Origin of the sequence: Nannocystis sp., assembly GCF_016714285.1 — a bacterium.
In the GTDB taxonomy this organism is placed as follows: domain Bacteria; phylum Myxococcota_A; class Polyangia; order Nannocystales; family Nannocystaceae; genus Nannocystis.
This window is the reverse complement of the sequence record NZ_JADJNN010000011.1, coordinates 303,822-325,390: the sequence shown is the minus strand read 5'-3', so window position 1 is coordinate 325,390 and position 21,569 is coordinate 303,822. Positions and strand designations below refer to the sequence as shown.

14 protein-coding genes and 1 pseudogene are annotated in these 21,569 nt (G+C 70.7%); 6 read left to right on the top strand and 9 right to left on the bottom strand.

The window, feature by feature from the left end:
• Window positions 1-22: 22 nt before the first annotated feature.
• The 4 genes from IPJ59_RS20920 to IPJ59_RS20905 form a co-directional block, all read right to left on the bottom strand.
• A complete protein-coding gene (locus IPJ59_RS20920; RefSeq protein ID WP_293273035.1) occupies window positions 23-2,194 on the bottom strand; it encodes a CHAT domain-containing protein in 2,172 nt (723 codons plus the stop codon).
• A 69-nt stretch (window positions 2,195-2,263) separates the two neighbouring features.
• Entirely contained in the window at window positions 2,264-3,268 is a 1,005-nt protein-coding gene (locus IPJ59_RS20915; RefSeq protein ID WP_293273034.1) for a hypothetical protein, read from the bottom strand.
• Window positions 3,269-3,347: 79 nt separating this feature from the next.
• Window positions 3,348-4,070, bottom strand: coding sequence for an SIR2 family NAD-dependent protein deacylase (locus IPJ59_RS20910; RefSeq protein ID WP_293258466.1), 723 nt, complete (start codon window positions 4,068-4,070; stop codon window positions 3,348-3,350).
• 56 nt (window positions 4,071-4,126) lie between these two features.
• The gene (locus IPJ59_RS20905; RefSeq protein ID WP_293273033.1) at window positions 4,127-5,068 is read right to left on the bottom strand and encodes a hypothetical protein; all 942 of its coding nucleotides are present in this window, start codon (window positions 5,066-5,068) and stop codon (window positions 4,127-4,129) included.
• A 289-nt stretch (window positions 5,069-5,357) separates the two neighbouring features.
• Between IPJ59_RS20905 and IPJ59_RS20900 the strand changes: the two genes are divergently transcribed.
• The 3 genes from IPJ59_RS20900 (at window position 5,358) to IPJ59_RS20890 (ending at window position 9,135) form a co-directional block, all read left to right on the top strand.
• Window positions 5,358-6,458 (top strand): hypothetical protein, encoded by a 1,101-nt coding sequence (locus IPJ59_RS20900; protein ID WP_293258462.1) that lies wholly within the window; start codon window positions 5,358-5,360, stop codon window positions 6,456-6,458.
• A 135-nt stretch (window positions 6,459-6,593) separates the two neighbouring features.
• Complete coding sequence (locus IPJ59_RS20895) at window positions 6,594-7,382, top strand: sulfite exporter TauE/SafE family protein (RefSeq protein WP_293273032.1); 789 nt, start codon at window positions 6,594-6,596, stop codon at window positions 7,380-7,382.
• A gap of 61 nt (window positions 7,383-7,443) precedes the next feature.
• Window positions 7,444-9,135, top strand: a complete 1,692-nt coding sequence (locus IPJ59_RS20890; protein WP_366524651.1) for a dipeptidase — start codon at window positions 7,444-7,446, stop codon at window positions 9,133-9,135.
• Between the two features lie 57 nt (window positions 9,136-9,192).
• Here IPJ59_RS20890 and IPJ59_RS20885 read toward each other — a convergent pair whose 3' ends face one another.
• The 3 genes from IPJ59_RS20885 to IPJ59_RS20875 are packed head-to-tail and all read right to left on the bottom strand — an operon-like array spanning window position 9,193 to window position 13,972.
• Window positions 9,193-11,145 carry a D-arabinono-1,4-lactone oxidase gene (locus IPJ59_RS20885; RefSeq protein WP_293273030.1) on the bottom strand — a complete coding sequence of 651 codons (1,953 nt, stop codon included), beginning with the start codon at window positions 11,143-11,145 and terminating at the stop codon, window positions 9,193-9,195.
• A 23-nt stretch (window positions 11,146-11,168) separates the two neighbouring features.
• A complete protein-coding gene (locus IPJ59_RS20880; protein ID WP_293258454.1) occupies window positions 11,169-11,825 on the bottom strand; it encodes a hypothetical protein in 657 nt (218 codons plus the stop codon).
• Between the two features lie 56 nt (window positions 11,826-11,881).
• Window positions 11,882-13,972 (bottom strand): PQQ-dependent sugar dehydrogenase, encoded by a 2,091-nt coding sequence (locus IPJ59_RS20875; protein ID WP_293273029.1) that lies wholly within the window; start codon window positions 13,970-13,972, stop codon window positions 11,882-11,884.
• A gap of 168 nt (window positions 13,973-14,140) precedes the next feature.
• Between IPJ59_RS20875 and IPJ59_RS20870 the strand changes: the two genes are divergently transcribed.
• The 3 genes and pseudogenes from IPJ59_RS20870 (at window position 14,141) to IPJ59_RS20865 (ending at window position 16,968) form a co-directional block, all read left to right on the top strand.
• A complete protein-coding gene (locus IPJ59_RS20870; RefSeq protein ID WP_293273028.1) occupies window positions 14,141-15,208 on the top strand; it encodes a lipocalin/fatty acid-binding family protein in 1,068 nt (355 codons plus the stop codon).
• Between the two features lie 156 nt (window positions 15,209-15,364).
• Window positions 15,365-15,787: pseudogene (locus tag IPJ59_RS37995) on the top strand (hypothetical protein); the annotation flags it as partial.
• Window positions 15,788-15,807: 20 nt separating this feature from the next.
• A complete protein-coding gene (locus IPJ59_RS20865; RefSeq protein WP_293273027.1) occupies window positions 15,808-16,968 on the top strand; it encodes a DUF4215 domain-containing protein in 1,161 nt (386 codons plus the stop codon).
• A gap of 72 nt (window positions 16,969-17,040) precedes the next feature.
• On the opposite strand, the gene IPJ59_RS20860 is transcribed toward IPJ59_RS20865, so the two are convergent.
• Together IPJ59_RS20860 and IPJ59_RS20855 are read right to left on the bottom strand one after the other, a co-directional pair.
• A complete protein-coding gene (locus tag IPJ59_RS20860) occupies window positions 17,041-19,476 on the bottom strand; it encodes a DUF4215 domain-containing protein (RefSeq protein ID WP_293273026.1) in 2,436 nt (811 codons plus the stop codon).
• A 159-nt stretch (window positions 19,477-19,635) separates the two neighbouring features.
• Window positions 19,636-21,519, bottom strand: a complete 1,884-nt coding sequence (locus IPJ59_RS20855; RefSeq protein WP_293258418.1) for an IgGFc-binding protein — start codon at window positions 21,517-21,519, stop codon at window positions 19,636-19,638.
• Between the last annotated feature and the right edge of the window lie 50 nt (window positions 21,520-21,569).

The window sequence follows — 21,569 nt, the reverse complement described above, 5'->3', positions numbered from 1 at the left end:
GCTGGCCGGAGGGACAGGTCCCTCAGAGCAGGTCGCGGCGCTCGTGGAGGGTGCCGGCGTGGTCGAGGGCGAGGCGTATGAGCTCGCCCTTGCGGCCCTCGAGGGCGAGGATGCTGGTGCAGGCGGGGCCGCCGAGGGGGGCCCAGGTGTCGGGGCCGAGCCAGTGCGCGGCGCCGTCGCCGTCGATGGTATGGACGACGATGGTGTCGCGGAGGGGCGCGACGTGGACGTCCAGCAGGTCGAGCTCGTGGTGTCGCCACGGGGTCCAGGGGCCGCCGACGCTGCGCTGTGTGCGGGTCCGCAGGCTGCGGTCCTGGGCGATGCCGGCGAGGAAGAGGCGGCCCTGGAGGTCGGCGGCGACGGTGAAGCGATGGAGCTCCTCGCCGATCTGCTCCCACTCGCCGAAGTCGTCCTCCGCTTCATGGGACCCCCAGAGGGTGTGGTCGGCGTGCAGGCTGAAGACGGTGAATCGGCCGCGGGCGTCGCGGACCAGCGCGATCTGCAGGTGGGTTTCGTCGTCGTTCTCCCAGTCGCCGGCCCACTCGCCCCAGGGTCCGCCGGGGTGGTCCTCGGTGCAGGTGTACATGAGGCCGTCGCGGCCGACGATGAGGGCCATGAGCTGCCCGGTGGCGTGGCAGGCGGCGGTGAGCTGCGCGGCGTCCGTGCCGAAGCGGACCCAGCGGGCCCACTCGCCGGCGGCGACGCGCCGGCGGATCCACACCTGGCCGCCGGGGTCGAGGGCGAACAGGGCGACCTGGCCGCGGGCGTCGAGGGTGACGTGCACGCTGGCGACCAGCGGCTCGGGCGGCTCCCACGGGCCCCAGGGGCCGCCCGGCTGCTGCTGGCGGCGCACGTGCAGGGTCTTGTTGCTGGCGAGGGCGAAGAGCTCGACGCAGCCGTCGCGCCCGCGGATCGCGGTGACCTCGCGGAAGGGGCCGCCGATCGCCTGCCACGGGCTGGCGGTCTGGATGGCGGGCGGAGCCGGCCGGGGTTGTGCGATCGGTGACTGTGCGATCGGTGATTGTGCGATCGGTGATTGTGCGATCGGTGATTGTGCGGTGGATTGTGCGATCGGCGATTGTGCGATCGGTGATTGTGCGGTGGATTGTGCGATCGGCGATTGTGCGGCGGGGTCGCGGGTGAACAGCTGGTTGCTGGCGAGGGCGCTGTAGAGCACCGGGACGGCGCTGCCGCGCAGGCGGCTGGTCAGGAGGGTGGCGCGGGCCCGGTTGGCGGCGCGGTCGACCTCGCCGGTGCTCCACAGCTCGCTGTAGAGGGCGCGGGTGAAGGCGCGGCCGGTGTCGACGGGCATGAGGTCCTGCATGGCGAGCACCGCGGGCACGCCAGCGGCGAGGACGCGCGGGGCGAGGCCGACGCTTGCGTCGCCGGGGCTGCGGAGCGCGCTGCTACAGACCATGAGCACGACCAGGCGCAGGCCGCTGCCGAGGCGCTCGAGCATGGCGGCGAAGCTGCTGTCGTCGACGCGGTCGACGCTGCCGTCGTCGCGCTCGAGGAAGATGGCGAGTTGGCCGTCGCGGCGGGCGACGCCGTGGGCGACGAGGTGGAGCACGTGGTAGCCGCGCTCGAGGGCGGCCTCGAGCGCGGCGAGGGTGCAGGGGCCGGGGAGGGCGTCGTGGTGGACGAGGCCGGCGGGCGCGAGGGCCATGACACCGGCGAGCGCGTGGGCCTCGGCCTCACGGTCGATCGGGGGCAGGCGGTAGACGTCGAGGTCGCCGGGGGCCGCGACGGCGCTGAGGATCCGCAGCGGGCGCTCATCGACCGCGGGGGGCAGGGCCAGCGACCACGGGACCAGGCGCGAGAAGGGCGTGTCGCGGTCGGCCGCGGGCTCGCGCTCGCTGGCGCCGGGCGAGGCGTCGCGCAGGGCCTCCCACGGGAGCGCGTGCAGCCCGGGCGCGTCGTCGTCGATGCGCAGGCGGATCCGTCGGCGAGGCGCGAGCGCTGCGGCGAGGTTCCAGGCCATGCGCACGCGCTCGTCGGCGGTGAAGCCGGCGAACAGGCGGGCGCCGGCCTCGTCGGGGCTGGCCTCGGCGACGGCGGCGACGAGCGCCGGGTCGAGCGCGCCGTCCGGGAACTCGCGGTCACCGAGGCGCAGCTCGACGTAGTAACCCAGGTCGCGGCCGCGGCCGATGCGGATGTCCAGCGTGTCGACAATCGTGGCTTGTTGCATCACCATCCACCGCGGCTCCCGCTGCGAGTGTAGGCCGGGCGATGCGGCGACGTCACCGCGCGAGGGCGCGCGAGCTCAGCGGCGCGATCGCTCGAGCAGCAGGAGTGCGCCGGCCATCACCTCGAGGTGGCCGTGGAAGCGGGCCATGCGGAAGTAGCCGTGGCTGGCGTGCATGAGGTCGAAGGCGGCCCACACGGCGATGCCGAGGGCGAGCAGGCCGGCGATGGCGAGGCCGGGGCCGCCGAAGTCGGCGCGCAGGTCCTCGTAGCTGGCGCGGAAGGTCGGCGGGGTGGCGCGCTGGCGGTCCTCGTCGGGGAGCAGCTGCAGCCACACGGCGTAGTGGATCGACTGGGCGAAGCAGAACAGGAGGACCAGGCGTAGCGCGAGGTCCGGGGCGACGCCGGGCGAGAGGCGCCAGACCTGGTAGTCGGGGCCCATGCGGCCGGCGAACCACGCGAGGCCGCCGCTGTGCTGCGCGAGCCAGAGGGCGGCGTCGCTGAGGAGGAACAGGCTGGCGGCGACCAGCAGCGCGAGCGGGAGCCAGTGCAGTCGGCCTGAGCGCGGGCGCCACAGCCACCACAGGGCGACGGCGATGAAGTTGTGGGCGTGGGCGAAGGCGACGTCGCCGAGGCGGCCCATGACGACGAAGCCGGCGCCGCCGAGGGCGAGCAGGCCGACGGCGAGCAGGCGCGGGGCGAGGCGGGCGCGGGCGCAGGCGGCCGCGAGGGCGGCGCCGACGAAGCCCCACACGAGGCCGCCGCCGAGGCCGACCCACAGCAGCGGCGCGCCGGCGACCAGCCACAGCAGCGGGCGCCGGTGATAACCTGTCCGAATGACCAGGTAGCGAAGATCACTGACGAGGTGGGGCACGCCCCACAGGAGGGGCCCGAGGATGAGCAGCCACAGCGGGGCGACGAGGGTGGCGGCGAGGGCGGTGCAGATCATCGCCGAGAACATCAGCGTGACCCGCAGCTCGCGGCGGCGGACGAGCGGCCGGGCGAGGTCGCCGAGCAGGTGCAACCAGCGGCGACGTAACCAGTCGGCGGCGGCGATCGGCGCGTGCGTGGCGGCGCTCGGCATGCGGGCTGGCAGTCTCGCACGAGGGCCCGGCGCGCGAGCAGCGGAAAGTGCGAGGTGGCCGCCAACCGGGCGCTCGCGCTCAGGTGAGCAGCGCGGGGTCGCCGGCGGCCAGGCGGGCCAGCATCGCGGTCGCCGGGCCGCGCAGGTGCAGCGAGTAGAGGTGCGAGGCGGGGGTGGGGTCGGGGTTGATCTCGACGCAGAGGGCGCCGTTGTCGGCGGCGTAGGCGGGCAGCGATGCGGCGGGGTAGACGACGGCGGAGGTGCCGATCGAGATGAACAGGTCGCAGCCCATGATCGCCTCCGTGGCGGCCTGGACGACGGCGTCGTCGAGGTAGTCCTCGAACCACACGATGTCGGGGCGCCACCAGCTGTTGCAGGTCGGGCAGCGCAGCTCGTCGCGCAGGACGGGGCCGTCCTGGACCTTGACGCCGCAGCGATCGCAGCGGACCCGCCAGAGGTTGCCGTGCAGCTCGTGGATGCTGCGGCTGCCGGCGCGGGCGTGCAGGCCGTCGATGTTCTGGGTGACGATCGTGACCTGCGGGAGCTGCTGCTCGGCGCGGACGATCAGGCGGTGGCCGGGGTTCGGGTCGCAGCGGGCGACCAGGCCGCGGCGGAAGTTGTGGAACTCCCACACCGCCGCGGGGTCGCGGACGAAGGCGTTCTGGCAGGCGTAGCGGCGGTAGTCGTACTCCTTCCAGATGCCGCCGGCGCCGCGGTAGGTCGGCACGCCGCTCTCGGCCGACATGCCGGCGCCGGTGAAGAAGACGATGCGCTGATAGTCGCGGAGGCGCGGGTCGGGCATGGAGTTGGGGATGATACGCCGGGGCGCGGAGCGGCGGCGCGTCAGGTCATCCTCCGTCAACAAGTCTGTTGACAACAGATCTGTTGACGGAGTCGCCGCGGTCGCCACGCATGCCCGACCGTGCGCCCGAACGGAGGCTGTTTCAGGCGCGGCGGCGGCGGCGGCTCACGCCGAGGGCGCCGAGCGTGAGCAGCAGGGCGCCCAGGCCCTGTCCGGTGCGGTCCACCGAGCAGCTGCCGAGGTTGCAGCCGAGGGCACCGTCGGCGTCGGCCTTCGGCCTTGAGCATGACCTCGACGTGGATCGAGAACTCGGCCTCGATCTCGTCGGCGCAGGCCTGCACGTCGGTCGCGTTCATGAACTGGCCGCTGCAGAAGATCGCGCCGCCGGTCTGCTCGCACTCCTCGTGGCAACGGTCCACCAGCTCCGTCTTGCACACGGTGTATTGCTCGGCCTGGCACGAGATCTGACACTCGCTGCTGGCCCGGGCCCAGCACGAGCCCTGGCAGGAGGTCTCGCACTTCGGGGTGCACTCGACGTCGTCGTCGTCGTCGCGGCACTTCGCGCGGTCGCACTTCTCGCCGCAGTTCTGCGCGCAGGTCGAGCGGCACTCCCCGTGGGCCCCGACGCCGTCACAGGTGGTGTTGCACTCCTGCTGGCAGCTCGACACGCACAGCCCCATCGAATTCGGCGGGGTGGCGCTGGCCTGCTGCACGTCGCAGTCGGTGCTGCAGTCGGTTTGGCAGGTTTCGGTGCACCCGGCTTCGGCCGTCGCGGTGCATGAGGTATCGCAGTCGATGGAGAGCCGCGCCGCGCAGGACTCCTCCATAGCGACCGGCTCGCACGAGGTGGTGCAGGTCTCGGTCGGTACGAATTTGCAGTCTTGCTCGCCGAACAGCCAGAGGCCGCCGCAGGCCTCGAGGTCGGCGCGTGCGACTGACGGCGCGAACAGGGTCAACAATGCAGCTGCCGCGATTCCAAGGATGTTCAGATTGGCCATGAGTTGGTTCCTGGCCGGACCGTGGCGGCCCTGTCCAGGCGCCGCCAACAATACGGCGCAGCGGGCCACGGGGGGATGATGGCGACGGATGGCTGGGGCGGGCCCCGATGTGCGAGGTCTGCGGCGGCAACGCAGCGGCCGCGGGCGCGTCCGCGGCATGCCCCGCCCGCCTCGGTCGCGTCCCGAGCCGTGGGATTGATGCATGGATAATGGCTCTCGGTGGAATGGTGGGTTTCGAGCGTCGCGTTGCCTGGCGAGCCCGTCAGGGATACGATTGCGAGGATCGAAAATGACCGCGTATCTCAATAAAACGATCACAAAGACCCAGACGATCCCGCCGGGAAAGAGCGTGGAGCTGTGGTTCCAGCCGGGCTCCGCCGGCGTGGTCACGCTGACGGCCGTCGTGAGCGCGAAGCCACCGCCGAAGTCGGCGCCTGGCGCCCATCCTGCGGTCGTGGCGGCGGTCCTGCCTGCGCGGCACCGGTTGCAGCTATTTTGTGCCGGGGTCGACCGGCCGTTGGTCGACGCGACGAGGGACGACGCGAGCTCGACGCTCACGCACGCGGTCTCGGCCCAGGAGGCCGGCCACGTCAAGTGGTACTACCGGCTGAGCAACCTGGATCGCGCCATCGCATACACCGCGACGGTGCGATATCCGACCGCGATCGAGCTCCGGACGGAGTCGATCGAGCTGGCGCTGATCCATCAATTGGCCGGGCCGACGGTCGCGTCGCTCCAGCTTCATTTGCAGAGCGGGGCGGCCAATGGCGATAAGGCCAGCTGGCTCGACGTCGATGATGACGATATCCGCAGGGTCTTGAAGAACCGGGGGGTGAAGCTGCCGCTGGCGTTCGAGGTGCCGCGGATCCGGGCGTGGGACGCCCCGGGGAAGCTCAAGGACACCATGGCGTCGGTGCACGACCTCAACAGCAGTTCGATCGCGCTGGCCATCGAGGCGGCGTCGGCCGAGCTCCCCCGCGGAGCGCTGCACGTGTGGGCCAGCTTCGAGGAGGCCGGCCCGGAACTGGTGCTGGAGGGCTGGTCGAACATCCAATTGACGCCCTTGAAGATCGACGTGCGCCTGGGGCTCGCGGTCCGCGGCGGGCTCATCTCCTGGGACACCGTGGAGGTCGACTTCTCGACCAGCGCGGAGGCGGTGACGTGGCCGGGTTGGTTGGTCGCGCTGATCGTCAACACGCGGGACATCATTCGCACGGGCGTCGAGGGCTTCATCAAGCAGTCGCTCACGCACGGCAAGACGCGCAAGAAGGTGGCCAAGACCGTCACGAAGTTCGTGCGGGGGCTCGCTCACTCGCTCACGGCGAAGGTGACGATCTACGGGGTGACGGTGACGGAGGCCGCGCTTGTCGTCACGTATTATGAGGATTGAAGTGCTCGCCGCTCACGAGCTGCCGGGCCCTCGGCCGTGGATTTTGCGGGATCGATCTCCGCCGGCTCCGCTGTGCTCGTCGGGGCGGGGACGATTGTCGGGGCGCGCGGCGGCGTGATCGCGTAGGGTGGGCGGGTGCTGCCGGGCGAGGCGATGGCGTGGCCGCTGGGCGATCCGGTCGCGGGCGTGGTGGTGCTCGTGCTCGTGGGGGTGCTCGCGGGGGTCGCCAACACGCTGGCGGGGGGCGGGTCCTTCGTGGTGTTGCCGATCTTGATCGGGCTCGGGTTGACGCCGGGGGTGGCCAACGCGACCAGCAGGATCGGGGTGCTGGCGCACGGGTCGGCGGCGGCGTTGACCTTCGCGCGGGCGGGCGCGCTGTCACGGAGCCTGGTGGGCGGGCTGGTGCTGCGGGTGGCGCCGATGATGTGCGTCGGGGCGCTGGGCGGGGCGTGGCTGGCGACGCGGCTGGACGACGCGCTGTTGCGGCCGCTGTTCGGGGCGATCCTCGTGGTGTGGGCGGTGCTGCTATTGGTGCGGCCGGGTCGCTTCCTCAAGCCGCCGCCGGAGCCGCGGGCGCCCGGGTTGGTGGCGCAGCTGGTGGCGCTGCTCATCGGGGTCTATGGCGGGTTTCTCCAGGCGGGGGTCGGGTTCCCGTTGATGGCGCTGTTCGTGTCGCTGCTGGGATACCCTGCCTTGCAGGCGAATGCAGCGAAGGTGACGGTGGTTTTTATCTACACCTTGCTGGCGATGGGTGTGTTCGCGGCGGCGGGGCAGGTGGCGTGGCGCGAGGGGGCGATCCTCGCGGCGGGGATGGTGCTCGGCGGGGTCCTGGGGGCGCGCCTGCAGCTGAGCGTGGGGCCCGGGCTGGTGCGCTGGGCGATGGTGGTGATGGTGGCGATCAGCGGGGCGGCGCTATTGCTGTGACGCGCGCAGGCGAGGTCATTCCCCCAACACAATCGCGGCCGGCTGCGATAACATCGGCGGCATGATCCGAGGCACTCTGGCCCTGTGCACCGCCGTCGTCCTGACGGCGGCTCTGGCGACTCCACCCGTTCAAGCGTGCACGAGCATGCTCGTGACGAAGGGGGCGACGACGGACGGCGCCACCATGATCACGTACAACGCCGACGCGCACGAGCTCTACGGGGAGCTGTACTACACGCCGGCAGGGCGGCATCGGCCGGGGGCCCAGCGCGACGTCATCGAGTGGGACACCGGGAAGCTCCTCGGGCGGATCGCCCAGGCGCCGGTGACCTACACGGTGGTGGGCAACATGAACGAGCACCAGCTCACGATCGCCGAGTCGACCTTCACCGGGCGCAAGGAGCTCGAAGCGCCGGCCGGCATCGTCGATTACGGCTCGCTGATCTACATCACGCTGGGGCGGGCCAGGACGGCGCGCGAGGCCATCACGGTGATGACGAAGCTCGTGGCGGAGTACGGCTATGCCTCCACCGGCGAGTCGTTCTCGATCGCCGATCCGAACGAGGTGTGGCTGATGGAGATGATCGGCAAGGGCGAAGGCAACAAGGGCGCGGTGTGGGTGGCGCGTCGCCTGCCCGAGGGCACCATCTCGGCGCACGCCAACCATGCCAGGATCCGCCAGTTCCCGCTGAACGAGCCGGACACGCTCTATTCGCCCGATGTCATCTCATTCGCGCGGGAGAAGGGCTGGTACAAGGGGGCGGACAAGGACTTCAGCTTCGCGGACACCTACAACCCGCTCGGCTTCGAGGCGCAGCGGTTCTCCGAATCGCGGGTGTGGAGCATCTACCGCCGCGCGGCGCCCTCGCTGGGTCTGGGGCCCGAGTACGCGGACGGCTCGGCGCCGGACAAGCGATTGCCGCTGTGGATCAAGCCCGATCGCCAGCTGACCGTGCAGGACGCGATGGCGCTGATGCGTGATCATTTCGAGGGCACGCCGCTCGACCTCGCGAAGGACGTGGGAGCCGGTCCGTACGCGGCGCCCTACCGCTGGCGCCCGATGACGTGGGAGGTGGACGGCAAGAAGTACCTCCACGAGCGCGCGATCTCCACCCAGCAGACGGGGTTCACGTTCGTGGCCCAGATGCGTGCGTGGCTGCCGGCCCCGATCGGCGGCGTGCTGTGGTTCGGCGTCGATGACACCGCCACGACGGTGTACACGCCGATGTACGCGGGCATCCGCAAGGTGCCGAGGAACTTCGCGGTGGGGGTGGCCGACCGCGGCACGTTCTCGTGGGACTCCTCTTTTTGGGTGTTCAACTGGGTGGCTAACCAGGCCTACGCGCGCTGGAGCGACATCGTGGTCGACGTGCAGAAGGAGCAGCGGGCGCTGGAAGGCGGATTTTTCGCCGACCAGGCGGAGGTGGAAAAGACCGCCGTCGAAAAGTACCGGCGCAGCCCCGAAGCCGCGCGCAAGTACCTCACCGAGTATTCGGTCCGCCAGGGCGAGAAGGTCCACGCGCACTGGCGAAGGTTCGGCGAGCAGCTCCTCGTGAAGTATATCGACGGGAACGTCCGGGACGCCTCGGGCAAGGTAGATCATCCCAGGCACACGGATTCGTGGTACCGCCATATCGTGCGCGACACCGGGAAGCGGCTCTTGGTGCGCGAGGCTCCGCCGGTCGCCACACCCGCCACGAAGCCGGCGCCAACGCCGGCGCCGAAGCCCGGCGCCGACCCGCGCAAGGGATAGGGCCCGAGTTGCCGCGGGCGTGTGGGCGTGACAGCCGACGTGCGCCGGGAGGCGCGGTCAGGGCGGGGCGTGATGCGCCGCCGTCACGCGGTCGAGGATCTGCTCTGGCAGCAGGTGCTGCGAGGGGGTGACGGTGGTGTAGTGCAGCTGGTGGGTCGCGGGGTCGTGCTGGACGGCGAGGACGTTGACCTCGCCGTGCGCGGTGAGGAGGTAGGCGACGCCGTGGGCGACGTCGTGGGCCAGCTCGACGGGGCCAGTGGCGAGCGTGCGGGTCCACGGCGAGGAGAGATTGGGGAGGCGCTGGAGGTCGAGCGGCGGCAGCGGGACGCTGCGGGTTGAGGGGGCCGTGGGGGTGGCGATTGGGGAAGCGATTGGGGAGGCGATGGGGGCGGCGAGCGGGGAGGCGATGGGGGCGGCGCGGGCGGGCAGGTCGGTGCCGGTGAAGAATGCGGCGAGGTAGTCGTTGGTGAAGGTCTTGCCGCCGGGGTCGATGCGGTCGCGGACCTGCAGGAATTGTTGCAGGCGGGTGCCGAGGCGCCCGTGCACGTAGCTGGCGACTTTGGGCACGCTGGCGAGGTCCTTGCCCCAATTGGGGATACCGCCGTACTTCTTCCAGCCATCGGCGTGGGCGGGGCTGTAGAAGTCGCGGCTGAAATCGTCGTAGTCGGCGGTGAGGCGGCCGTGGGAGTAGCTGAGGTATTCGATGTAGCAGGTGTGAGTGGAGGAGCCGGCGGGGGCGAAGGCGGGGGAGAGCGCGGCCTGGCTGTTCTTGACGAAGCGGGCGTGGACGTTGAGGTTGATCGGGTAGGGCTGGTCGCCGCCGCTGTTGCGCCAGGCCTCCATGCGGTCGACCAGCTGGTAGAAGCCGGCGACGACGTCGGCGAAGCCCTGGCCGCCTGGGTCGCTATTCATGGGGATCGTGAACTCGAGGTCGAGGAAGCTGCGAAAGTAGCGCTTCTGGTAGAGGAAGGCGTCGCGGGGCTTGAAGACCACGCCGTCGTTGAAGAGGTTCTTCCACTTCATGCTGCCGAGGGCGAGGCTCGAGTACATCGGGGCGGCGTCGGGGCGGCGCGAGAGGACCCAGCCGTTGGCCTCGCCGATGACGGCCAGCACGCCCATGGCGTCGTTCCACAGGTTGATGAGGGCGTCGGTCGCGGTCGGCGGGTCGCTGGTGCGATCGAAGATCATGACCCAGAGGGTGTCGGTCTCGGGCCCGAGGGGCTCGGCGTGCAGGCCCTTCCACTTCCAGTTGTTGTAGGGGAACCAGAACAGCTCGACATAATCGTGGCCCTCGATCAGGGCCTTGAGCTTGCCGGGGTCGTTGCGATCGAGGACTTCGGTGAGGCGGACGAATTTGTTGGTCGCGCGCAGGTTGAACGGCTGGATCGGGAGTTTGAAGGTGATCCGCGAGAGCACGCCGAGCGCGCCGAGGTGCACGCGCACGAGGTTGAGCATGTCGGGGCCGGAGATGCCGAGGCTGCGCAGAGACTCGGGCATGCTGGTGGCGTCGAAATGTAGGGTCTCGCCGCCGGGGCCCTGGAGCTCGATGGCGTGGACCAGCTCGGCGATGGTCGGCTGCTGCCAGCCGGTGCCGTGGCAGCCGTTGGCCGTGAAGCCGCTGAGGGTGATGTCGGGCGCGGGGCCCTGGGTGGGCAGCGGGCAGCCGTGCTGCTGGGCCAGCAGCGAGAAGTCGCCCTGATTCATGCCGGGCGGGACGCTGAGCAGGCAGTACGGCTTGCCGTCGGCGCCGGTGATGATCTGCGTCGTATACGGGACCTTCGGCGGGGCGAGGCGGTTCGTGTTGATCGAGCATTCGCGGGTGACGATGGCGTCATTCCACGAGTGACCGGTGCCGCGCGGGCGGACCTTGCGGCCCTGCTGCTGCGCGGCCTTGAGGATCTGCTTGAGCTCATCGACGCTCGCGGGCTGGGCGACGCTCGCGGGGGTGTAGGTGATCGTGCCCGCCCAGTTGGACTGCGGGCTGGGCTTGCGGTCGCGTGCGTCGCTCATTGTTGGCTCCTTGCTCGGGGGTATCAGCCGAGGCAAGCGTAGAGGTCGGCGAACTGGGTCTCGCAGCCGGCGACGTTCGGGTGGCCGTCGGCGTCGCAGATGAAGCTGGGGGCGCCGCCGATGCAGGCGAGCATGATGTTGTAGACGAGGCCGCAATTGCCCGCCTGGGTGGTCTGGCAGCCGGTGACGCAGGTGTCCATGTCGGGCGGGCCGGCCATGCAGGCGAGCGGGACGACGAGGGCGCATACCGTCTCGCAATCGGGGCAGTCGGCGGGGAACACCTCGAGCTGGGCCCACTTGCCCCCCTCGCAGCGGATGACGTTGCAGAAGGAGCAGGGGTCCTCGCAGGGGCCGCCGCAGGTGAGGCCCTCGGCGTCGCAGGGGGCGCCGTCCTCGGGGAAGACGTCGGGGCAGACGGGCTCGCCGGTGGTGGCGTCGGCGGTGGTGGCCTCGGAGGTGGCGCTCGAGGTGGCGCTCGAGGTTGCCAGGGTCGGATCGCTGGTGTTGTTGGCGGTGGTCGGCGTGTCGGTGGTGGGGGTGTCGCCGGTGGAGGCCGCCTGGGTGGTGCCGGGGCCGCTGTCGGTGGTGTCGGTGCCGGCGTCGCTGGTGTTGGTGCCGGGGCCGCACGCCGCGAGCAGCGCGAGGGAGAGGACGAGGGGGGAATGCTTCGAGAAAGCCATGCGCGCGAGGGTACCGCCTCGGCGTCGCGGCGGGCAATGTAACTTTGTTAATGATGTCAGGGGCACGCGGTGAGGCCGGAGATCCAGGCGTCGATCACGGCGAGGCCGGCGGTGTCGACCTGCGCGGAGCCGAGGGCGGGCATGCGCGTGCTGCCGAGGGTGTGCATGCGGGTCGAGACGATCGATCGCGCGGGATCGCCGGGGACGAGCAGGCGAGCCTCGGCGAGGTCGAGATCGCCGGCGCGGGGGGCCGCATCGCAGACGCCGAGCTCGGCGAGGGTGAGGCCGACGCGGAGGTCGATGCGGGCGCGGCCGCTGGGGGCGTCCGGGCGGTGGCATTGCGAGCAGTTGGCGTGGAGGTAGGCGCGGGCGCGGGCCTCGAGCGAGGCGTCGCTATCGAGGGCGGGGAGCGGGACGATCGGGGGGTGTTCGGGGAGCAGGCCGAGCGTAGCGAGGTGTTCGAGCTGGTCGATCGGGGCGCCGTCGGGGCCGGCGATGGTGCGCGCGAGCTGGGCGAGCTCGAGGCCGAGCGTGCGGCCGGCGGCGTCGCTGTGGCAGAACAGGCACTCGTCGCGGCCGGGGAAGATCCACGGCTGGCCGGCGATCTCGCGGGTCTCGCCGGCGGCGAGCAGGGTGGCGTCGCGCCCGTCGGCGTCCCACGCGTAGCTGTAGCCGGCCCAGGCGCCGTCGTCGTGGCGCACGAGCAGGCGGGTCTCGATCGGGGTGTCGTCGCGGCGGAAGTGCTTGACGACGACGCTGCCGGGCGGGAGATCGAGGTCCCCGTCGGCGAGCAGGCCGAGCTCGCCGTCGTCGGGGAGCATCATGTAGCGCTGCTTGTCGGCGCCGTCGGACCAGAAGGGGTGATTGATCTCGTAGGCGACTGCGCCAGCGGGCGGGGTGCGCAGATCGACGGGGTCGACGCAGCCGGTGCGGGACAGCTTGTCGGGCAGGCCGGGGCCGCTGGGCGGCTCGGCGGGGGCGAGGCGGTAGATGCCGCCCTGGTAGTCGAGCGCGTAGAGCTCGTTGCCGGGGCCCTCGGCGAAGTTGACGAGGCCGCGGACGTCGGTCTGCGCGAGCGTGACGGGGAGGTCGCCGGGGGCGACGCCCGAGAGGGTGCTGGCATAGAAATCGGTGTAGACGAATGTGCCGACGAGGTCGGGGATATCGCTGCCACGATAGACGAGGCCGGCGATCACGGAGGCGCCGCCGGTGTTGCGGTAGGCGGTGACGGGGGGCGAGAGGCCGGCGGCGTCGCACTCGTCCTGGCCGAAGCAGACGGGGCCCTCCTGGATGTTCCAGCCGTAGTTGCCGCCGCGCTCGATGCGGTCGACCTCCTCCCACAGGTTCTGGCCGACGTCGCCGGCCCACAGCTCGCCGGTGGCGCGGTCGAAGCTGAAGCGCCAGGGGTTGCGCAGGCCCATGGCGTAGATCTCGGGGCGGCCGCCGCCGGCGGCGAAGGGGTTGTCGGGCGGGCTCGCGTAGGGCTCGCCGCCGTCGATGTCGATGCGGAGGATCTTGCCGAGCAGGCTGTCGGGGTTCTGCGCGTTGCCCTGGGGGTCGCCGCCGCTGCCGCCGTCGCCGAGGCCGAAGTAGAGGAAGCCATCTGGCCCAAAGGCCAGGTCGCCGCCGTTGTGGTTGCTGTACGGTTGGGCCTGCTCGAGGACGATGGTCTCGCTGGCGAGGTCGAAGCTCCGGCCGCCGTCGGGGCTGTGGATCCGGCTGACGCGCGAGGTGAAGACATCGCCGCCGGGGGCGTTGTAGGAGAAGAAGGCGTCGCCGTTGCTGGCGAAGTCCGGGTGGAAGGCGACGCCGAGCAGGCCCGACTCGCCGCCGAGGACGACGCGGTCGCTGATATCGAGGGCGACCTGCGGCGGGGCGCTGCCGTCGCTGGGGAAGCTGTGGAGGACACCGGCCTGGGTGGCGAGGTACCAGCGATCGGGCAGGCCGGGGGCCTGCACGAGGTCGATGCCGCCGTCGATGTCGATGTCGGGGAGCACGCGCTCGAGGCGGACGAGGTCGTGCGAGGGCGGGCGGGGCAGGGCGAGGCAGCGGTAGCTGGCGTCGGCGTTGGCCTCGGGGGCGCCGCAGGTGGCCAGGCACTGCAGGGCGGCGAGGGTGACGAGGAGGCGCGAGCCGGGGACTGGCATCGAGTCTGCCAGGATAGCCCAGGCCCGCGGTCGCCGACGAGAGCCGCGAGGACGCGGAGCGGTGGGTCCGGGATGGCATTCGTCGCGGTATGTCGCGGGGCGGCGGTCGCGGATGACGGACGATCAGGACCGTAGATCGGGGCGGTGCGCGGCTGCTATCGTGCGCGGATGCTCGTCGGGTCTCGGTCTTTGCCTCGTCTGCGTTGCGTTGCGGTCCTGCTGTGCCTGACGGTGATCGCCTGCGGTGAAGCGGCGGCGCCGGCAGCCGTGCCGGAGGAGTTTGACGATCCGTTTGCGGACGATCCGGTGGTCGCGGCCAAGGCTGTCCCTGGGGACAGGTCGGCAGCGGACGGGGCCACGGGGAGCGGGAAGACCGAGGCTGTGGCGCGGGTGGGTGCAGAGGCAGCGGGGGCGAGCGCGGGCAGCGTGGGAGCGGCGAGCGCGGGTGCTGTGGAGGCGAGCGCGGGCGGTGTGGAAGGGGCGAGCGCGGGCGGTGTGGAAGGGGCGAGCGCGGGTGGTGTGGAAGGGGCGAGCGCGGGTGGTGCGGCGGTGGCGAACGCGGAAGGGGCGGGTGCTGGGGCAGCGGGTGGGGCGAGCGTGGGGGCGACGGGCGAGGCGAAGAAGGGCGCGAAGAAGCCAGCGGCGGCGAAGCCGGACGCGCCCGCACCTGTCCCTTCGGACAGCCCGCCAGTGGCGCCCGAGCCGGCACCCGCACCTGCGCCTGCGCCTGCGCCCGAGCCCGAGCCTGCACCGGTGCAGCCTGCGCCGCCGGTCGTGCCGGCGGAGCAGCGCTTTGTGGGGACCTTCAAATTCGTCGGCGGGGACGCGCAGCGGCAGAACCTCGAGACGGCGATCGAGGCGGCGGCGATGGAGCTGAACGCGCTGATCCGGGGGATCGGTCGCAAGCGGCTGCGCGATGCCAACCCGATCCGCGAGCAGGTGACGATCGCGGTCGACGGCGACAAGGTGTCGATGACCTCGGTGGTGGGGCGCACGCTGGTGCACCGGATCGACGGTCCGGCGGTGCCGTGGACCAGCGACAGCGGCAAGGCGGTGCAGGTCAGCGTGAGCCTGGTGAAGGGACGGCTGGTGCAGACGTACACGGCCGACGACGGCGGGCGGCGCAACACCTGGACGCTCGATGAGTCGGGCGACCGGCTCACGCTGAGCGTGACGGTGACGTCGGATCGCCTGACCAATCCCCTGAAGTACGCGCTCAGCTACCGGCGCAACTGACCGGGCGGGCCAATCCCCGGACGTACGCGCGCCGCTACTGGCGCAGCTGATCCGGGCGGGTCCATTACAGCGGATCGCGGGCGCGGATCCGGGGCGCGAGGGTATGCCGGGGTAGGTTGAAAAAAAGCCCTTCGCGGCGCTGGCACATTGCCTACAATGGCGACCATGAAACTGCGTAGTTTGGGTGGATGGAGCGGGTTGGCTGTGATCGCGGCGGCGCTTGCGGCCTGTGGCGGTGACGATGGCGGCGCGAGCGGGGGCTCGAGCGGGGCCGGGCCGACGACGCAGTCGACCGTGGACGGGACCAGCACCGGCGCGCCGGACGAGACGACGGGCGCGCCGACGACGGGCCTCACCGAGGGGACCGGGAGCGTGAGCGACGGGAGCACGGGCGACGGGAGCACGGGCGAACCGACGACCGGGCCGGCGCCGATCTGCGGCGACGGGGTGCAGGACGCCGGGGAGGAGTGCGACGTCGGGGCCGAGAACGCCGACGACGCGGCCTGCACGTTGGCCTGCAAGGCGGCGAAGTGCGGCGACGGGCTGGTCCAGGCGGGGGTCGAGGCCTGCGACGACGGCAACCCGGTCGACGACGACGAGTGCAGCAACACCTGCGCGCTGGCCAGCTGCGGCGACGGGTGGTGCAGCCCGGTGAGGTATGCGACGACGGCAACGCCGACGACACCGACATGTGTCTCGCCACCTGTCTGGCGGCCAGCTGCGGCGACGGTGCGGTGCAGGAAGGGGTCGAGGCGTGTGACGATGGCAACCAGGACGACACGGACGCGTGCCTGGCGACCTGCGAACCGGCGAAGTGCGGCGACGGTGCGGTGCAGGCGGGGACGGAGGAGTGCGACGACGGCAACATGGAGGAGACGGACGCGTGCCTCAGCAGCTGCGTGGCGGCGAAGTGCGGCGACCTGCTGGTTCAGGTGGGCGTCGAGGACTGCGACGACGGCAACATGGACGACACGGACGCGTGCCTTAGCAGTTGCGCGGCGGCGAAGTGCGGCGACGGCAAGGTGCAGGCGGGGGTCGAGCAGTGCGACGACGGCAACGGGGTCGAGGAGGACGGGTGCACCAGCAAGTGCACGGCGCCCAAGAGCTGCAAGGAGCTGCTGGCGGCGCTGCCGATGGCGAAGAGTGGGGTGTACAGCGTCGACCCGGACGGCGGCGGCGGGCAGCCGGGCTTCCCGGTGTACTGCGACATGGTGACCGCGAACGGCGGCTGGACCCTGCTGGAGAAGAGCCCGTTCGGGGCGCAGACGATCGGCAAGGCGCTGTACAACGACCTCGCGGTGAACGCGGGCGACCCGACGATGGCCAAGCATCGCCTGGCCAAGGCGACGATGACGGCGCTGCGCGACGTCTCGACCGACATGCGCATCGACTGCCGCGGTAGCGACTACCTGTTGACGGCGGCGACCAACCTGTTCAACGGGCAGGGTGGGCCGAACACCTGCTTCAACTGGACCAAGGTGCTGTACAAGGAGGCCCAGCTCAAGGGCAACCTGGTGCTGAACAAGACGATCTGCACCTGGCACATCGGGACCACGGAGGGGTGCGCGGGGGCCTGGCACATCGACGAGTTCGCGCAGAACGCCTACGGCTGCGCGCTGGCCAACTATCCGTGGAAGGGCGTCGCGATCACGAGCAATTCGGCGGACACCTTTGCGACCGACGCGGCCACGCCGGATGGGGCCAACCCGGTGCACGATTGCCACAAGAACGGGGCCTCGCGCTGGTTGATGGTGCGCTGATACGGCGAACAGGAACGGGGCCGGGCTCGCGGATGGCGAGCGACCGGCCCCGGGTCGTGGTGGTGTGGTGGGTTAGCAGTCGTTGGGCGAGCAGATGACCCAGCCGGTGTAGGTCATGGTGTTGTTGGCGTCGTTCCAGCCGCCCTGGACGCCGCAGCCGGTGTTCCACTTGTAGATGCGGTAGTTGACGTTGTTGTCGCCGTTGGGCTCGAAGCCGCCGCACGAGACGTCGCCGTTGACGAGGTCGGTCATCCAGAAGGTGCAGGGGGCGCCCTGGCACTTGCCCTGCCAGTTGAAGATCGTGGTCGCGCCGTTGAACTTGGGGAACACGTTGTAGAGGTTCGGCACCTCGTTGCCGTTCCAGCCGTAGATCGCGGTGGCGTGCGGCTTGGTGCGCGCCACGATGACCTCCATGCCGACGCCGGCGCACTTGGCAGTGTAGAGATCCTGGTTGTTGGTGAGGGCGCCGTCGTTGAAGCGGACCATGGTGTAGCCGCAGGCGTCGACGGCCATCTCGCAGTGGACCGTCAGCGGGGCGATGCCGCCGCCGCCGTCGGGGTCGATCTGGTAGTTACCGGTGGGCGTCGCGGGGGCGCCCTGCTTGATCGCGTTGCAGCTCTTGGGCAGGTAGCAGGTGTTGTTCAGGCAGGTGTTGCTCTGGCAGTCGCCGTTGCCGGTGCACACCTTGTTGAGGATGCACTTGTTGCAGGATGGGCCGCCGCAGTCGATGTCGGTCTCGGCGCCGTTCTTGATGCCGTCGTTGCAGGTCGGCGTCTTGCACATGTTGGTGCAGGCGTCGTTGTTGATCATGTTGCCGTCGTCGCACTGGTCGACGCCCTGCTGGACGTAGCCGTCGCCGCACTTGGCGGTCTTGCACATGCCGACGCACAGGTCCGTGTTGGACTGGTTGCCGTCGTCGCACTGCTCCATGTTGCTGGGCTGGGTGAAGCTGTCGCCGCAGAAGGGGCTCTTGCACAGGAGGGTGCAGGCGCCGGTGTTGCTGTTGTTGACGCCGAGGTCGCACTGCTCGCCGGGCTGCTTGAAGCCGTCGCCGCAGGAGGCGAGCTTGCACACGTTGGTGCAGGTGTCGTCGTCGTTCTGGTTGCCGTCGTCGCAGGCCTCGCTCGGGCCCTTGTCGCCGTCGCCGCAGACGTTGTTGCTGCAGTTGGCCTTGCAGGCCTTGCCGGGGCCGTTGTTGTTGCCGTCGTCGCACTGCTCGACGTTTTGCTGGATCAGGTTGTCGCCGCAGAAGGCGTTCTTGCAGGCGAGGGTGCAGGCGCCGCCGTTGCTGTTGTTGCCGCCCTGGTCGCACTGCTCGCCCTTGCTCGGCTGGAGCAGGCCGTCGCCGCAGATCGGGAGCTGGCAGGCGTCGGTGCAGGCGTCGTCCTGGTTGCCGTTCTTGCCGTCGTCGCAGCCCTCGCCCGGGTCGAGGATGGAGTTGCCGCACTCCTCGAGCTTGCAGCTGGCGGAGCAGCCGTCGCCGCCGCCGTTGTTGCCGTCGTCGCACTGCTCGCCGGGGCCCTTGTCGCCGTCGCCGCAGGTGTTCAGGTTGCACTGGGCGTTGCAGGCCTTGCCGGGGCCGTTGTCGGCGCCGTTGTCGCACTCTTCCTTGCCGTTGCCGGTGTTGTAGAGGGCCCCGTCGCCGCAGACGTTGTTGGTGCACTCGGCGGTGCAGGCGGCGTTGTCGGCGTTGTTGACCCCGTCGTCGCACTCCTCGAGGTTGCTCGGCTGGACGTAGCCGTCGCTGCAGATCGCGTTGGTGCAGGTGTCGGTGCAGGCGTCGGTGTTGTTCTTGTTGCCGTCGTCGCACTGCTCGCTGGGGCCGACCTTGCCGTCGCCGCAGCCGGGGACGGCGCAGTCGTTGCCGCAGTTGTCGTTGTCGTTTTGGTTGCCGTCGTCGCAGCCCTCGCCGGGGCCGACGTAGCCGTCGCCGCAGGTGTTGTTGGTGCAGTTGCGCTTGCAGCTGCCGTTGTCGTCGTTGTTGGCGCCGTCGTCGCACTCCTCGCCGGGGCCGAGGTCGCCGTCGCCGCAGATGTTGAGCATGCACAGGTCGTTGCAGCGCTCGCCGGGGCCGTTCATGTCGCCGTCGTCGCACTCCTCGCCGGGGTCCATGATGCCGTCGCCGCAGCGCGGGGGCTCGTCGCCGGTGGTGCCGTCGGTGCCGTCGGTGGCGGAGGCGGAGTCGGTGGCGGAGGCGGAGTCGGTGGCGGAGTCGGTGGCGGAGGCGGAGTCGGTGGCGGAGACCGAGTCGGTGGCCGAGTTGGTGACGGTGGCCATCGTCGGCTGCGAATTGGAGCCCATTGTCGCCGAGTCGCCGGAGGTCGTCGGGAGCTCGCCGGTGTCGGGCGCGGTCGGGCCCGAGGGCTGTCCGCTGGAGGTCTGTTGTCCGCTGCCGGTGGTGGCGCTCTCGCTCACGCTGGCGGAGCCGGCCACGTCATCGCCGCCGCAGGCCGGCAGTAGGCCCAGAGTCACAACCACGCCCATTCGCGTCCAGAGATCGCGTCGCATTGTTCCACCCTCCCCACGGACCGCTGTGCGCGGTCCAGTCCAACTCATCGACGGCACTGTCGCCGTGGCAAGCCGCTACAGTATCGGAGTCGGGGCTTGTGGACAACAGGGGATTGTGCGGCGCGAGATCGCCAGGGTGCGATCACGACCATGCGGCGCTCACTGCGGAATGACGTCGAGGTCGAGGCCGCCGGGGTACCAATAGCTGCCGTAGCTGACGACGCCGTAGACGGAGATGCCGACGCCCTGGTCGCCGGTGACGCTGTGCGAGCCGTCGCCGCCGTTGCTGAGCTTGACGTGGGCGAGGGAGAAGCCGGTGGCGCCGATGGGGGCGAAGTTTGCCACGCCCATACCGTCGACCATCACATTGGCGCCAGCGGGTGCGAGGATATCGACGTAGTTGGCCTGCCAGCCGGTCTGGGCATAAAAGAGGTAGTTCTTGCGGAACTGGGCGGTGGGCACGGCGATGAGCATGGCGGGGTCGGAGGTGCCGTAGCCGCCGTCCTGGCCGACCATGTATTCGGCGACGAGGATCTTCTTGTCGGCCTTGACGACGAACTTGGCGATCGTGGGCGGGATCTCGACGAAGTCGCCGGCGTTGGCGAGCAGCTTGTTGACCGCCTGGTCGGGGTCGAAGGTGAGGGTGGTGTTGGCCTCGGAGGCGACGATGCGGACGATGACGGCCTTCTCGGCCTGGTCGTTGGGGACCTGGACGGGCGGGACGACGATGTACTCCTTGGCCAGGGCCTCGATGGGGAACATGCTCTCCTCGAGGTGGTCGCAGGCGGTGACGCCGATCGGGACCTGGGTGCACTCGTGGCCGCCCATGACCTGGACGGGCTTGTCGGCGGTGACGATCGAGCCGGTGAGCTCGCCGCCGGAGGCGGTGATCACCTGCAATACGTCGCCCTCGTTCATCACGACGACGCCGTTGCCCTGGCCGTCGACGCCGCCGCCGGCCTGGGTCGGCGTGCCGCCCTTGGCGGCCTTGACGGTGACCATGGTGTTGTCTTTGCTGGCGGTGACGGAGTACCAGCCGGGCAGGTTGATGCCGTCCCAGTTCTGCCAGGCGGCGACCAGGTAGTTGCCGGTCCAGGTGTTGACGGGGAGCAGGAGCGATGCGTCGTTGGTGACGTCGGCGTTGAGCGGGTTGTACTGATAGACCGTGACGGGCTGGGTGGAGCGCAGGCGGTAGGCGGCGTCGACGGCGAGGACGGTCGGGCCGGAGCCGTTGGCGAGCTCGCTGACCCAGGGCAGCGGGATGACCTTGACGCTGCTGGCGGGGACCATGTCCATCAGCACCGGGTTGGCGCCGCGGGTGATCGTGATGGTGGCGGCCTGGGCCGTGGTGTTGGCGACGGCGACGGCGTAGGGGTTACCGCCGACGTAGGGGTCGTACTGCTGGGTGACGACGGGGTAGTAATCGCAGCCGATGTAGCTGGTGCCGAGGCCGGCGCAGGCGCCGAGGCAGGCGCCGGTGCCGGGGTCGCAGGCGAGGCCCTGGACGGCGTCGCAGGTCTGGCCGTCGACCCAGGCCATGCCGTCGTCGGTGCAGACCTGGGAGACATCGCCGGTGCACTGGTAGGTGCCGGGGACGCAGAGGACGCAGCCGAGCATGGGGGCGCAGGCGGTCGGGCAGGGGGTCTCGCTGGAGAAGCCGCCCATGCCGTCGCAGACCTTGGCGGTGTTGCCGTCGCACTCGATCTGTCCCATGGGACAGGGGGCGTCGCCGGTGCTGGCGGTGTCTGCGGTGGTGGCGTCGGTGGTGGTGGCGGTGAGTGGGCCGGTGCTGCCGTTGGTGGTGGTCGCGCCCTCGGTGGCGCTCATGCTGCCGCTGGTGGTCGGGCTGTCGCTGTCGCTGGCGCTGCTGGTGGGCGGGGTGGTGTCGGTGGCGCTGACGCTGACCGAGACGCCGGTGGCGTCGGTGGCGGTCGCCTGGGTGGCGGTGGTGTCGGCGCGGCTGTCGTCGCCGCAGGCGGCGAGCAGGAGGACGGTGCACGAGGACAGGGCGGTGACGCGACGGGACAGGGTATGGCAGGCCATGCTCTGCGCATAACACGAGCACCGCGGGGCTGTCGCGGCGGAGATCCACG